We start from the raw sequence: 12,602 nt of genomic DNA on the forward strand, positions 1-12,602 counted from the left end.
TTAACAATAATGTTAGCGCTTTCATTATATCATACTCTTTTGTTCTTGAGAAGTCTTATTTTTGAAATGTTTTTTGTCATTTTTTCCGTTGCATTTGTCAACCCTCACGAAAAAATGTAAATTATATAGATGGCTGTTTAACTTGAGGAGGAATTCTAGATGAACGAGAAGACTAAGCTGCTGTTATTTACCGGTTCATATGCCACCGCAGAAGAGAGCGGTATCCAGGTGTTTGCCTTTGACGGTGAAGCCGGGGGTACGCTGGAGCGGCTGGATACCGCAGAAGGCCTGACGAATCCTACGTTCGTCAATGTGGACCCTTCCGGGCGGAAGCTGTATGCCATTGGGGAGAAGCCGAACGGTACGGGCGGCAAGGAAGGGGAAATTATAACCTTCGCAATCGATCCTGAGACAGGCAAGCTGACCGAATTGCAGCGGATTCAGACTATGCCTTCTGAAGGCAAAGGCCAGAGCACGACCTGTAATATTAACCGGGACGCCAATAATGAACATCTTATAGTGTGCAGCTATCACGGGGGATCGGTTGGACTGCTCACGCTGGACAAGGGCGGACTGCCAGTAGCATTGACGGATACCGCCCAGCATACCGGACATGGGGCAACACCGGGCCAGGACCGTCCGCACCCGCATTCGGCAATTTTCAGCCCTGATGGACGCTACCTGTTCGTCTCGGATCTGGGACTGGACCTGATCCGCAGCTACCGGATAAATACAGAGGCGGGAACCTTTGATGCGATTGGAGATACTCCGCTGCATGCCGGAGCTGGACCGCGGCATTTCGTGTTCCATCCAGACGGGAAGTCCGCTTATGTGATTAATGAGCTGGACAGCACGGTGACATCATTCCTGTATGATGCAGAGGCAGGAACCCTGAAGACGGCTGCTACTGTATCCACACTGCCTGAAGGCTATGAAGCCGGCCAGAACAGCTGTGCAGAGATCACCTTCTCCAAGGATGGCCAATATCTGTACGGCTCGAACCGCGGACATGACAGCATCGTACAGTATGCTGTAAATCCGCAGACAGCCGGGCTGACCCTGGTAGAGCATGTATCCACCAGAGGCGGACATCCCCGTCACTTCACAGTTACACCGGACGGTGCCTATCTGATTGTTGCCAACCGGGACGGCAATAATCTGGTTGTCTTCTCCCTGGACGAAGGCAGCGGCCGCCTGAGCTTCACCGGCAACACAGCTGAACTGTCGAAGCCGGTGTGCGTAATGCCGGCGGTATTCCCCGCTTAGGACGAGCTGACTGACCCTAGGGAGACAACGGCAAAAGGAACACCGGGATGCTGCTCCGGTGTTCCTTTTGAGTTCCTGGACAGTTCATTTGTAATAGCTTAGGTTAAAATGTGCGCCGTGCTGACAGCTTACTTGAGTGAGACGGGCTTCAGCGGCACCACGGTGGAGACTGCCGATTTGAAGAGTACGTTCTGTCTCCCGTCACCCTGACCCTGCAAGGTAATCGTATAAGCGTCATAAGAGGTTACCAGTCCCTGCATTTTGACTCCGTTAGTTGTAAAGATCGTCACAGGCATCTTTGTTGAGATGCACTGGTTCAACAAACGTTCCTGCAATTTTAGACTTTCCACTTGGCAGCACTCCATCTTTAATTAAAATAATTTCTCCAGGCCATTATAACACGGGACAGACCTTCCCAGGAAATGTGTTCATTGAGCCTGACAAATAGACAAGGGGGTAGTTATGCTATATTATCATTACTGGTCGCGCGGGTTCCGGCGGTTTATATGGTTTTTGCTGGCTTTTATCCTGATCGCATTGCTGGTTAAGCTGGGCGGAGCCCGGGGTTTCGACGATGCGGTGATCCGGTTCGTACAATCGATGGAATCTCCGCCGCTGACGGCGCTGGCCAAAGGCTTATCCCTGGTCGGCTCCTCGAAGCTGGCAATAGGTACCTCCGTGCTGACCATGCTCATTTTGTTCTTCGTGCTGAAGCACCGGCTGGAACTTGCCCTGTTCCTGTGGGTGGGCCTCGGCTCCCAATTGCTGAACACGCTCCTCAAGCTGTGGTTCCACCGGGAGCGTCCCACCATTCACAGGCTGATTGAGCAGGCAGGCTACAGCTTCCCCAGCGGACATTCAATGGCGGCTTTCTCGTTATACGGAGTCATTGCCTACCTGCTCTGGAGGCATATGCGCAACCGGAGCGAGCGGTTTCTGCTGATTCTGTTCACTGTGCTGATGACCGGGGGAATCGGCTGGAGCCGGATTTATCTGGGGGTGCATTATCCGAGTGATGTGATCGGCGGCTATGCCGCGAGCGGAGCCTGGCTAATGCTGTCGGCGGCCTGCTTCGAGGCTTACAGGAACTACATGGCGAACCCGCGTAACACAAAGAATGCCCGGAAGTAGTAACTCCGGGCATTCGGTGCCTGTTCTTTTGCATACGGTATCCATCCGTAAGGAGGACGGTCTGGCTAGCTTGTCTCTCCCGGGACGGTGCCGTACAGTTCAGGGGGCCTTCGTTGCAGCAGGCGGCGGTGACGGCTTGCCCTGGTGAAGCTGGGCTACGCGGCTGAGGCTGCGCTTGATCAGCGTCGGTAAGCCCGGTTTCAGCTTCGCCGCGTCTTCCTGCGTCAGCTTCCCTTCCTTGACGAATCCATCCAGCTTTAGGCTGGCGGCATCGCTCAGCTTCTGGACATACTGGTCTTCGTTCCAGCCCTTCTTCTCCTGGGCCAGACCCGACAGGGTCTTACCTGATTTCAGGCTGGCGATCAGCTCCTCACGGCCCATTCCCAGGAGCTCAGCCGTTTCGCTGATAATGAAATGGCCTCCGGCCCTGAAGTTCCGGTCCCCGCTGCGGGGAGGGGTATGCTCTCTGCCGGTATGCGGTGAGGCCGGAGGAGGGGTGGCTGTGCCTTTGGGAAGCTGCTCGCCGAAGGCGGCTGCTGGAGACAGGGCAAGCATCATGGCTGCTGCCCATGCGGTTAGGGTTCGGGTCGTTTTTTTCATGAATACACCTCTTCTGATGGTTATAGTGACTACCCGGTATAACAGTATTCCCTGAAAGCTGAAAGAATCCTGAAGCCCGGCTTAAGACATACTAAAATTCGCCAGCGCAGTTCATGGGTAATAACAGGATATACATAAAGGATGAACATACGCAGTAATTATGATAAGCTTCAAGCTCTTGGGAGGGATGGATTTGGCTTTCGGTGCCCGCATACTCAAAACAGGAATGGCCGTAACGCTTGCCCTTTATCTGTCCGTTCTATTCAACTTCGCCTCTCCTGTCGGTGCGGCTATTGCGGCAATCTTTGCCATGCAGCCGTCCATATACAGATCATGGCGGTATTTCCTCGATCAGATCCAGACCAGTACGATGGGGGCCGTGATAGCGCTGCTTGGCGGAATGCTGCTCTCCAATGAACCGATTGCGGTTGGACTGGTATGCATCCTGGTGATTATGATCAGCATGAAAATGAACCGGGCCGATACGATCGGCCTGACGCTGGTCACAGTCATCTCTGTCATGGAGGCTTCCGGCCAGTGGCAGTTCGCATTAACCCGGTTCCTGCTGACCCTGACCGGGATCCTGTCGGCTTTTATTATCAATATCACTGTATTTCCGCCCCAGCCGCGCAAGCAGTACATCCAGCAGATCGAGAATGTGTTCACCAGCTTATCGCTGCTGCTGCGGACGGCGGTGTCGCATGAGATGAAGGAAAGTGTCTTCCGGGATGAGAAGAACGGCCTGGAGGGCGCGATTAAAGCGCTGGCTGACAAATACGCGTTGTTCGAGGAGGAGCAGAAGCAGCTCCGCAGGGCTAAATACAGTCAGACGAGACAGATGGTAGTCTATAAAAACCTGCTGGGTTCCCTGCAAAAGGGCTATCAGGTGCTTGAGGCGATTGACCGGCACTATTTCCAGGCCGACCGGACGGAGCAAACGGATGAGCTGTTCGACCGCCATCTGGAGCAGCTGATCAAGTATCATGAATACATTCTGCTGAAATTCGAGGAAAAACTGAAGCCGGGAGCCAATGATTCCGAGCCGCTGGCAGAGGACAATGACCGCTTCCTGAAATCAGCCATTAACGGGTATGATCCGCAGAAGTCCGGGCAACTCCGGCTGTCGGTGGTGGCTGCGGCCATTTATGACTACGGCTATCAGCTGGAGCGTCTGGATAAGGTGGCTGACCAGATCCACCGCATGAACGCAGAAGACAAGGAAAGTGCAGTGCTGAGTGAGAAAATATAGAGCGTAGGCTGAATATGGCAAAAACTTGTAAAACAACTACAGAGTTGGTAAAATTGTTAGTCAACCTTCCAAAGGGGATGAAATGAATTGGATAAACATGATCACGAGTGGCAAAAGGAGCAGGAGCGGGTAAACGGCATCACCAAGCTGCTGTCTACCCATATCCGGCTGCTGTCAGAGGAGCTGGGACTCCACCGCACGGATGTCGTGGATATGCGCAAAGACTTCTGGGAAGAGGTCACAGTGAACTTCAGCAGCCCCGACGACCTGGGGGAGACTTCGACCAGTCTGCGGCAGCAGGCACAGATTCTGAACGAACGCGAACGCCATCATCTGCAATCCAGCAAGGCGCTCAAAAAATATAAAAAGCTGGTGGTATCGCCCTATTTTGGCCGGATTGATTTCTCGGAGGCGGGGGATGCTGCGGCTGATACCATCTATCTGGGCATCGGTTCGCTGATGGAGGATAACGGGACCTTCCTGATCTACGATTGGCGCGCGCCTATCTCCAGCCTGTATTATGACGGGGCACCGGGGCCTGCGTCCTATGAGACGCCGGGCGGGCAGATTACAGGCACCATGGAACTGAAGCGCCAATTCGTGATTGATAACGGTGAGATTGAAGTTATGTTCGACACGGGCGTCACCATCGGCGATGAATTGCTTCAGCAGGTGCTGAGCCACAGCGCCGATGACCGGATGAAATCGATCGTGGCCACCATCCAGAAGGAGCAGAACGCGGTCATCCGCAATGACCGAAGCCGGATGCTGGTTGTGCAGGGAGCTGCCGGCAGCGGCAAGACTTCTGCGGCGCTCCAGCGGGTGGCATATCTGCTCTACAAGTACCGTGAGGTGCTTCAGGCGGATCAGATGCTGCTCTTCTCGCCGAACCCCTTGTTCAACAGCTATGTATCCACTGTGCTGCCTGAGCTGGGGGAAGAGAATATGCAGCAGACCACCTTCCAGATGTACCTGGAGCATCGGCTGGGCCAGGAATTTCAGCTGGAGGATGTGTTCAGCCAGACGGAGAGTCTGCTGAATGCCCCGGACGGGGAGGAGGCGTTCATACGCCGTGAAGGCATTGCTTATAAATCATCAGTAGCCTTCCTTAGCGCCATCCGGCAATATGTGAATCTGCTGGAGCATGAAGGCATGCTATTCAAGCCATTGATGTTCCAGGGGAAGGCGGTTGCTTCTAAGGAAGAGATGGAGCGCCAGTTCTACAGCTACGACCCGGGCATCAAGCTGGCGAACCGGATTGAGCTGATGACAAGTTGGCTGCTCAAAAAAATTGCGGCCTTCGGCGCAGAAGAGCGGAGTGCGGCGTGGGTAGACGAACAGATTGAGCTGATGGATAACAGCGATTATCAGCGGGCCTACAACCAGATGCGCCGCAAGGGCGGAGGGCATAATGACAGCTTCGATGATTATGATGCGGAGCGGATCCTGCTTGCCCGCTACGTAGTCAGCCAGCGCCTCAAGCCGCTGCGCGGCTGGACCAAGCGCGGACGCTTCGTGGATGTGAAGGCGCTGTACAGCCGCTTATTCGAGGGTCGTGAGCTGATAGAGCGCCTGGATACCCGCCAGCCGCTGCCTGAAGCGTGGGATGAGATCTGCGCGCAGACGCTTACTGCGATCAGGGGCAATGAGCTGGCCTATGAGGATGCTACGCCGTTCCTGTATTTGAAGGAGCTAAGCCAGGGCTTCCGGACGAACACGCTGATCCGTCATGTCATTGTCGATGAGGTGCAGGATTACTCGCCGTTCCAGCTGGAATTCATGCGCCGCCTGTTTCCGCGGGCTAAAATGACCGTGCTGGGCGACCTGAACCAGGCGATCTATGCCCAAGGCGAGGTGCTGGGAGATCTGGCGGGGCTGGTGAGCATCTACGGCGAAGAGAACACCGAGGTGATCTCCTTGACCCGCAGTTACCGGTCTACTTATGAGATTGTTGAATTCACGCGGGCGATGATTCCCGGTGGCGAGAAGATCGTACCCTTTCACCGCCGGGGGGAGGAGCCGCTCCTGACGCTGGTGGACAGTGAAGATGATCTGCTCTCCTCTGTGGAGCAGGATGTGCTGAAGCTTCATGCCCAGGGCTATCATTATGTGGCGGTAATCTGCAAGACAGCAGAAGAGAGCGCACAGGTGCATCGTGAACTGGAGAAGCGGCTGCCGGTGCGGCTGGTTACGAAGGAAACGCCTAATTTTCAAAAAGGGACGCTGGTGCTTCCGGCTTACCTCGCCAAGGGCGTCGAGTTCGATGCTGTAATCATCTATGACGGTTCCGCTGAGAAATACGGGCGTGAACATGAACGTAAGCTGTTCTATACCGCTTGTACCCGGGCGATGCATCTGCTTCACATCTACAGCCTGGGACAGCCAAGCCCGTTCATGCCTGCTGCAGTGCGTGAAACGGTTTCGGCTGGTGAGCTGGAGAAGTGAGTAAATATAAAACCGCCTGCGCGTGTGACGCGAGGCGGTTTTGTGTATTCCACGGAAGTGTGGCTTCCAGCTAACCCTGTAGGGCAGCTTTGTGCTTCCGGGATCGCTGAGTCACGAGTACCAGAAGATAGACAGCGAGCAGCAGGAGAGGTGCCAATATCGAATACCGGTACATTACGGCGTAGCTGGTGAACATGGCGACAGCGCCAAGCAGCATGGAGCCGATGGCGACACCGAGATCCAGGGAGTTCAGGAACATTCCGTTGGCTAACCCGCGCTGGCGTGGCTCGACAGACTGGATCATCCAGGTCTGAAGCGCAGGCTGCATGGAGCCGAAGCCGAAGCCGTAGCATAGGGCGGCCGGGAACAAGCCCGCCGTTGTAGAGGCAAAGGATAGCAGGAGCAGCCCCGCAACGATGAATAGGCTTCCCGGGATGAGCAGGGCGGGCGCACCATAGCGGTCGTAGATTCTGCCGGAGAGCGGCCGGATCACGACAATGGCTACGGCATTGAACAGGAAGAAGTAAGCGATATGCTGGAGGTGCTTCTCTTGCCCGTAGAGCGCCAGGAAGCCGAGCAGACCGCCGTAAGAGATGGATAAAAGAAAGTTAAGCAGGCAGGGAAGCAGCAGCCTGCGGTAAGGATTGCTTCCGGCAGCAGTAGCCGGAACTGCGGGCGGCTCCAGATGTCCGCCAGGCAGTGACTTCGCCAGGCGGAAGCCCATCGGCAGGATGAGAGCAATCGCGACAGCCGTCCCCAGCAGCAGGGACCCAAAGCCTGGTCCTTGCAGCAGGCTGAGTCCGATCAGCGGGCCAGCCGACATAGCGAGGCTGGTGGATAATCCAAAGTAGCCCATGCCCTCGCCCATCCGGCGGATGGGGATGACATCGGAGGCCATGGTCGGGAACGCTGTACTGGCCATGCCGAAGCCTATGCCGAACAGGATGCGGAACAGCAGCAGGGTGAAGATGCTGCCTGCGAAATAATAGCCCGCCACCGCAGAGAGGGCAATGGCAAGGCCGAGGAAGATCAGCAGGTTGCGCCCGCCCTTCTCCATGGCCTTGGCCGAGAAGAGGCGGGAGGCAATGGCACTGAAGGCGAACAGGCTGGTAACAAGGCTAACCTGCACGGGGGTAGCATGCAAAGCACTTTCCGCATAAGCAGGAAGGGTAGATAAGGTCATCTGCAGTCCTATGAACAGCAGAAGATTGCAAAGGGTCAGTGTAATGAAGGATGTGGTCCATAGACGTTCAGAGGATTGATTCAAGTGGGTTGACTCCTATTCCTGATGTATATTTCCGGTGTTGTGATAGATCTGCTCCAGCATACTGCGGAGATCTTCAAGCTGCTGCGGCTCGAGCCCGGCTACAGCCATATCTATAGTCTGCTGCTCCAGAGCTATAGTGTTCTCAATTAACGCCCTTCCCTCTCCTGTGGCATAGAGCTGGAACGCCCTGCGGTCCTCCGGGTTGGCTGTTTTGGTAATGAAGCCTTTCTTGAGCAGGAGCTCCACGATCCGGGCGGTGGTGGGCTGGTCTTTGGCGGAGGCAACGGCCACCTCCTTCTGGTTGACTCCGCTGCGGTCACAGATCATCAGCAGGGTGGACCATTGCTCAGGTGTGATGTCATACGGCTTCAACGCCCGGGCGAAGCTCACTGAGATTCTCCGGTGGGTTGAGCCCAGCAGGAAGCCGAGGAATTGCTGGGGAGAGGACAGGGTCATAAATGAATGGCTCCTTTATTAATTACTTGTTGTAACAAGTATAAGCATAACAAGTAAATGAGTCAAGGATGAATGGGGCACGCTCTGCCAAATTCAGCCGTTGAATGCTGTCCGTCATACCTACTGCAGCACCCGCCCTACCTAATGCATCATTAGTTGGAAAAACGCATCCTAATTTCGGTGTCTTGCAGCGGCTGGGGAGATTAATTGGAAAAACGTCATTTATTTTTAAGGAGTTCCTCAACTCTGGAGGATTTGCAAATATTAAGAGCGGTTTTTCCAACTATTACCTGAAAAGACTGTGCTCCTTCTTAAACTAGTGGAGGAAATCCACCTATATTGATCGGGGAGTTCAAGCTCCTTTGCAACACAAAAAAGCCCCGCTCCGCATGATGCAGAAGGGGGCTTGAACTATTTGTTTTTAAACCTGTGGAACCTTCTCCCAGTCCTTCAGGAAGCGTTCGATACCATTGTCGGTCAGCGGGTGCTTCCAGAGCGATGGCAGGAGTGATCCCGGGATGGTAGCGATGTGAGCACCGGCAATGGCAGCCTGCTCCACATGGGCAATGTTGCGGATACTGGCGGCGATGATCTCGGATTTCAGGTCGTAGTTGGTCAGAATCGTCTTCAGATCCTTGATCAGCTTCATGCCGTCTACACCGATATCATCCAGACGTCCGACGAACGGACTGATATAAGTAGCTCCTGCCTTAGCGGCCATGAGGCCTTGAGCAGCGGAGAATACGAGAGTTACGTTCGTTTTGATGCCTTTTTTGGTCAGTTCATAACAAGCTTCCAGACCATCTTCGGTCATAGGCAGCTTGATGACCACGTTCGGAGCCCATTCAGCAATCTCGTAAGCTTCCTTAAGCATCTCTTCAGCCGTAAGACCGATAACCTCAGCGCTTACAGGACCAGGGACAATCGCTACGATCTCTTTGATTACATCCTTAAACAATCTGCCTTCCTTGGCGATCAGCGACGGGTTCGTCGTTACGCCATCCACTAATCCGAGGCGGGTAATACGTTTGATTTCCTCAATATTTCCGGTATCCAAGAAAAATTTCATTTCCGGGTATCCTCCCTTGATTTCGTATGGATTTGACAAAACAGCAGGCTCCACTTCATTATGAGACATGCTGCGTAAAGTTTCAACTGTTAATTTGAATCTTTCAAAATAACTTTATGGAATCCGCGCAAAAAATTGTTTTTACACGGGGAGGACCATTCACGGCTACTTCTGTCCATGATACTATAGAAGCGGTATTGTTCATTACAGGTGATGGGCTGGTGACAGGAATGTATACTTTAATTGCGGGAGTGGTGCTGTTTCTGCTGGTCACGGCCGGAATTATTGCTTACCAGAACAGCAGAATCCTTGCGGAGCAAGAGTCGGATGCTTCCAGAGCGCATACCGGCAATCTGATGTACTCGGTATATAATCAGAGATTCTTAGCGGGTGAGGAGCTGCCGGAGGCGGTGCCGCTGTTCCAATTCACGGTGATTGAGCCCGGGGAAGAAGACCTGCCGGAGTCAGAAGCGGGAACGACCCGTGCCCTGTGCAGAGTTGCCGCCGGAACGGGTGAGCTCGTGTTATCGGATGCGCAGAATTATATGCTGGGTATTCTCCGCCAGGCTGCAGTGAAAGGCGGCAGGCTTACGCATGTTTCTTTTTCAGGGAAGGCTGCCCGCAGGGGCGAGAAGGAATTGATTCAGGCGCTGGAGACTGCGGCTAAGGAGGAGACCCGCTATGCAGATCAACGTTAATGATGTCGTCCTGCCGGTTCATGAAGGCGACATCACCTCCTGGCAGGGCGGTACTGCCGGTGAAGCGGCTGTTTAGCGAGATGCTATAAGAGCAGTCTTGATCTGTCTTGCGCTCATGGGGTGAAGAGCCTGGCTTGTCCGAATATCAGCACGGGCATTTACAATTTCCCGAAGGAGCTGGCCTGCAAGACGGCGCTGGAAGCTGTAGTTCATTATGTCCGCGCGAAGAGCCCGGCAGAGCTCCCGCTGCGGCAGATCGATTTCGTCTGCTTCGAGCATGAGAATGCCGGGTTATACGAGGCCATGCTCGGGAATTATAGCTGAACGGCATAAGCCTGTCCGGGCAGAAGCCCGGAAGTCAGGCGTGATATTTGCCCGCGGGTGCGTTCAGCACCCATTCCAGCATTAGAATCAGATCTTCCAGCCTGGTCAGCTGGGCGTCAAGTGCTGCCCGCTGAGGGTCGCCGGGAGGCAGGGGGGCCAGCCGTGATTCCAGGGATCTGCGCTGGAGCGTCATTTCGTTGATTTTGGATTGGATTTGGTTCTCGGTTCTCATGCGGATGCCTCCTGATGGATTATTAGTGTCAGGTTGATGGTAAGGATAGGAATTCCTTGTGGACAGGCACAGCCGATTCCACTTCGTTCATTATAACGGATAACATGGAGGGAATAAAATGAGTATCAATGTGAAGCAGCTGGCAGCGGAGAAGGCAGTCGAATATGTGCAGGATGGCATGAAGGTGGGACTGGGTACAGGCTCCACTGCTTACTGGGCCATCCGCAAGCTGGGGGAGCGGGTGAGCGAAGGCCTGCAGATTACGGCCGTAGCTACCTCACAGGCGTCTGAGGATCAGGCCCGCGAGCTGGGCATCCCGTTGGTAGCGTTCAGTGATGTGGACAGCCTCGACCTGACGATTGACGGGGCGGATGAACTCGACGGGGCGCTGCAGCTGATTAAGGGCGGGGGCGGTGCGCTTTTGCGGGAAAAGATTGTCGCCATGGGCAGCGCACGCATGATCGTTGTGGCCGATGAGAGCAAGGCCGTGACCACGCTCGGGAAGTTCCCGTTGCCGGTGGAGATTGTGCCATTCGCCTGGGAGTGGACGGTTGCCGCTCTGGCTAAGCTGGGCTGCAAGACGGAGCTGCGGCGCAGCGGAGAGGACCTGTACAAGACGGATAACGGCAATTATATCGCCGACTGCCGTTTTGAAGCCATTGAATCGGCCACAGTGCTGGCGCTTGCCCTTCAGCGAATTCCGGGAGTCGTCGAGCATGGACTCTTCATCGGGATCGCCGATCTGGCGATTATCGGCAAGAGTGACGGCACCATTGAGATTATTGAAGGTGGCCAGGATCACTAAGCCGCATGCAAGCCGCCGGAAAGGGAAGACTTCAGCCAAACAGGCGTTGCCGCCCGGACGCCGCTTCCTGGCCTGGCTGCTTCTGCTCGCGTATAGCGGAATGCTGCTGTACTGGATGTTCCTCGGGTTCGGACGGACGGTTCAGCTGGACGGGCCGCTCCGTTACAATCTTGAACCGCTGCGGACAGTGCGTTTATATTTTGATATGACCAATGGACTATCGTATGCCAGCAGGCTGGTGAATCTCCTGGGGAATGTGGCAGTATTCGCGCCATTTGGCATCCTGCTTCCGCTGGTGGTCACCGGTTACCGCTCGTTTATCCGGCTGACGCTTCTGTCTGCTCTGGGTATCATTGTATTGGAGCTGCTGCAGATGCTGCTGCATGTCGGGAGCCTGGATATTGACGATCTGCTGCTTAACCTGCTCGGGGTCTGGACGGGGTATGCGCTGCTGCGGCTGGTGCGGGAATAGCGGGAGGTCTGGGGTCAGTATACTTTTAGGAGGATGAGACATATGTTGATTGATTTGAAGCCGCTTGTCGGCACACCGCAGGTGAATGAGCTGCTGGCTTATGCGGTTATAGATGACCCGGATGCGCTGATACGCACTTCGGAGGAATATAGTAAGCTTGCGGCTATGCAGCTGTGCGGCTGGGAGGAGGACGGGCTGCTGGTCGGACTGGCCGGGTATGAAGAGACGGAAGACGGCTCGCTCGACATCCGCCATATTGCAGTGCTCCCGGAGAACCGGGGCAAAGGGTATGCGCGCGGCATGATTCTTGAGCTGGTCACCTCCCGTCAGCCGCGTTATCTGGTAGCGGAGACAGAGGACGAGATTGCCGCTGACTTTTACCGCAGTCTGGGCTTCATGGTGTACAGCCTGGGCGAGAACGCTGCCGGAATCGAAATGTTCCGCTGTGTCTATGAGGTGGAAGAGACGGAAGACGAGGAGTAAGCAGAACAAGCAGTATCAGGATATTCAATAAGTGAAATTCACAATATTAGCCACTCTGCACTTTACGTGCGGGGTGGTTTTTTGCGTCCATGAAGCTTGTCCAAT

15 protein-coding genes are annotated in these 12,602 nt (G+C 54.7%); 9 read left to right on the top strand and 6 right to left on the bottom strand.

Annotation, left to right across the window (positions count from 1 at the left end; all coding sequences use genetic code 11):
• Positions 1–159 precede the first annotated feature (159 nt).
• Positions 160–1,266 (top strand): lactonase family protein, encoded by a 1,107-nt coding sequence (locus tag MKZ07_RS04510; RefSeq protein WP_076154776.1) that lies wholly within the window; start codon positions 160–162, stop codon positions 1,264–1,266.
• Positions 1,267–1,394: 128 nt separating this feature from the next.
• Here MKZ07_RS04510 and hfq read toward each other — a convergent pair whose 3' ends face one another.
• On the bottom strand, positions 1,395–1,616 hold the full coding sequence (gene hfq / locus MKZ07_RS04515; protein ID WP_051478328.1) for an RNA chaperone Hfq: 222 nt from the start codon (positions 1,614–1,616) through the stop codon (positions 1,395–1,397).
• 112 nt (positions 1,617–1,728) lie between these two features.
• On the opposite strand from hfq, the gene MKZ07_RS04520 reads away from it, so the two are divergent.
• A complete protein-coding gene (locus tag MKZ07_RS04520) occupies positions 1,729–2,397 on the top strand; it encodes a phosphatase PAP2 family protein (RefSeq protein WP_341024728.1) in 669 nt (222 codons plus the stop codon).
• A 99-nt stretch (positions 2,398–2,496) separates the two neighbouring features.
• Here MKZ07_RS04520 and MKZ07_RS04525 read toward each other — a convergent pair whose 3' ends face one another.
• Positions 2,497–2,997 (bottom strand): hypothetical protein, encoded by a 501-nt coding sequence (locus MKZ07_RS04525; RefSeq protein ID WP_036694443.1) that lies wholly within the window; start codon positions 2,995–2,997, stop codon positions 2,497–2,499.
• Between the two features lie 193 nt (positions 2,998–3,190).
• Between MKZ07_RS04525 and MKZ07_RS04530 the strand changes: the two genes are divergently transcribed.
• Positions 3,191–4,246, top strand: a complete 1,056-nt coding sequence (locus MKZ07_RS04530) for an FUSC family protein (protein WP_036694442.1) — start codon at positions 3,191–3,193, stop codon at positions 4,244–4,246.
• An 87-nt stretch (positions 4,247–4,333) separates the two neighbouring features.
• Positions 4,334–6,691: an RNA polymerase recycling motor HelD gene (helD, locus tag MKZ07_RS04535; protein ID WP_341024732.1), complete on the top strand. Its 2,358-nt coding sequence runs from the start codon at positions 4,334–4,336 to the stop codon at positions 6,689–6,691.
• A 70-nt stretch (positions 6,692–6,761) separates the two neighbouring features.
• On the opposite strand, the gene MKZ07_RS04540 is transcribed toward helD, so the two are convergent.
• From MKZ07_RS04540 to fsa, 3 genes are all read right to left on the bottom strand, one after another.
• On the bottom strand, positions 6,762–7,958 hold the full coding sequence (locus MKZ07_RS04540) for an MFS transporter (RefSeq protein ID WP_036694440.1): 1,197 nt from the start codon (positions 7,956–7,958) through the stop codon (positions 6,762–6,764).
• Between the two features lie 12 nt (positions 7,959–7,970).
• Complete coding sequence (locus MKZ07_RS04545; RefSeq protein ID WP_209873179.1) at positions 7,971–8,414, bottom strand: MarR family winged helix-turn-helix transcriptional regulator; 444 nt, start codon at positions 8,412–8,414, stop codon at positions 7,971–7,973.
• Positions 8,415–8,835: 421 nt separating this feature from the next.
• Positions 8,836–9,483 carry a fructose-6-phosphate aldolase gene (fsa, locus tag MKZ07_RS04550; RefSeq protein ID WP_036694437.1) on the bottom strand — a complete coding sequence of 216 codons (648 nt, stop codon included), beginning with the start codon at positions 9,481–9,483 and terminating at the stop codon, positions 8,836–8,838.
• Between the two features lie 230 nt (positions 9,484–9,713).
• Here fsa and MKZ07_RS04555 point away from each other — a divergent pair, with 230 nt between their 5' ends.
• Together MKZ07_RS04555 and MKZ07_RS04560 are read left to right on the top strand one after the other, a co-directional pair.
• The gene (locus tag MKZ07_RS04555) at positions 9,714–10,181 is read left to right on the top strand and encodes a hypothetical protein (RefSeq protein ID WP_156949609.1); all 468 of its coding nucleotides are present in this window, start codon (positions 9,714–9,716) and stop codon (positions 10,179–10,181) included.
• 120 nt (positions 10,182–10,301) lie between these two features.
• The gene (locus MKZ07_RS04560) at positions 10,302–10,505 is read left to right on the top strand and encodes a hypothetical protein (RefSeq protein WP_076154786.1); all 204 of its coding nucleotides are present in this window, start codon (positions 10,302–10,304) and stop codon (positions 10,503–10,505) included.
• Positions 10,506–10,539: 34 nt separating this feature from the next.
• Here the strand turns inward: MKZ07_RS04560 and MKZ07_RS04565 are convergent, their stop codons facing one another.
• Positions 10,540–10,737, bottom strand: a complete 198-nt coding sequence (locus MKZ07_RS04565) for a hypothetical protein (RefSeq protein ID WP_036694433.1) — start codon at positions 10,735–10,737, stop codon at positions 10,540–10,542.
• Positions 10,738–10,861: 124 nt separating this feature from the next.
• On the opposite strand from MKZ07_RS04565, the gene rpiA reads away from it, so the two are divergent.
• The 3 genes from rpiA to MKZ07_RS04580 are packed head-to-tail and all read left to right on the top strand — an operon-like array spanning position 10,862 to position 12,497.
• Positions 10,862–11,542: a ribose-5-phosphate isomerase RpiA gene (gene rpiA / locus MKZ07_RS04570; RefSeq protein WP_179090396.1), complete on the top strand. Its 681-nt coding sequence runs from the start codon at positions 10,862–10,864 to the stop codon at positions 11,540–11,542.
• A complete protein-coding gene (locus MKZ07_RS04575) occupies positions 11,511–12,014 on the top strand; it encodes a VanZ family protein (RefSeq protein ID WP_341024740.1) in 504 nt (167 codons plus the stop codon). Before rpiA ends, MKZ07_RS04575 begins: the two co-directional genes overlap by 32 nt.
• Before the next feature lie 42 nt (positions 12,015–12,056).
• Positions 12,057–12,497 (top strand): GNAT family N-acetyltransferase, encoded by a 441-nt coding sequence (locus MKZ07_RS04580; RefSeq protein WP_036694431.1) that lies wholly within the window; start codon positions 12,057–12,059, stop codon positions 12,495–12,497.
• The last annotated feature ends 105 nt before the right edge of the window (positions 12,498–12,602 follow it).

Origin of the sequence: Paenibacillus sp. FSL P4-0338, from assembly GCF_038002365.1 — a bacterium.
Classification (GTDB): Bacteria; Bacillota; Bacilli; order Paenibacillales; family Paenibacillaceae; genus Paenibacillus_AQ.

Excerpts from the sequence above, each read along its gene's own strand:
- MKZ07_RS04510 (WP_076154776.1), top strand. The coding sequence starts at position 160 with ATGAACGAGAAGACTAAGCTGCTGTTATTTACCGGTTCATATGCCACC.
- MKZ07_RS04520 (WP_341024728.1), top strand. The coding sequence starts at position 1,729 with ATGCTATATTATCATTACTGGTCGCGCGGGTTCCGGCGGTTTATATGG.
- MKZ07_RS04525 (WP_036694443.1), bottom strand. The coding sequence starts at position 2,997 with ATGAAAAAAACGACCCGAACCCTAACCGCATGGGCAGCAGCCATGATG.
- MKZ07_RS04545 (WP_209873179.1), bottom strand. The coding sequence starts at position 8,414 with ATGACCCTGTCCTCTCCCCAGCAATTCCTCGGCTTCCTGCTGGGCTCA.
- fsa (WP_036694437.1), bottom strand. The coding sequence starts at position 9,483 with ATGAAATTTTTCTTGGATACCGGAAATATTGAGGAAATCAAACGTATT.
- MKZ07_RS04555 (WP_156949609.1), top strand. The coding sequence starts at position 9,714 with ATGTATACTTTAATTGCGGGAGTGGTGCTGTTTCTGCTGGTCACGGCC.
- MKZ07_RS04565 (WP_036694433.1), bottom strand. The coding sequence starts at position 10,737 with ATGAGAACCGAGAACCAAATCCAATCCAAAATCAACGAAATGACGCTC.
- MKZ07_RS04580 (WP_036694431.1), top strand. The coding sequence starts at position 12,057 with ATGTTGATTGATTTGAAGCCGCTTGTCGGCACACCGCAGGTGAATGAG.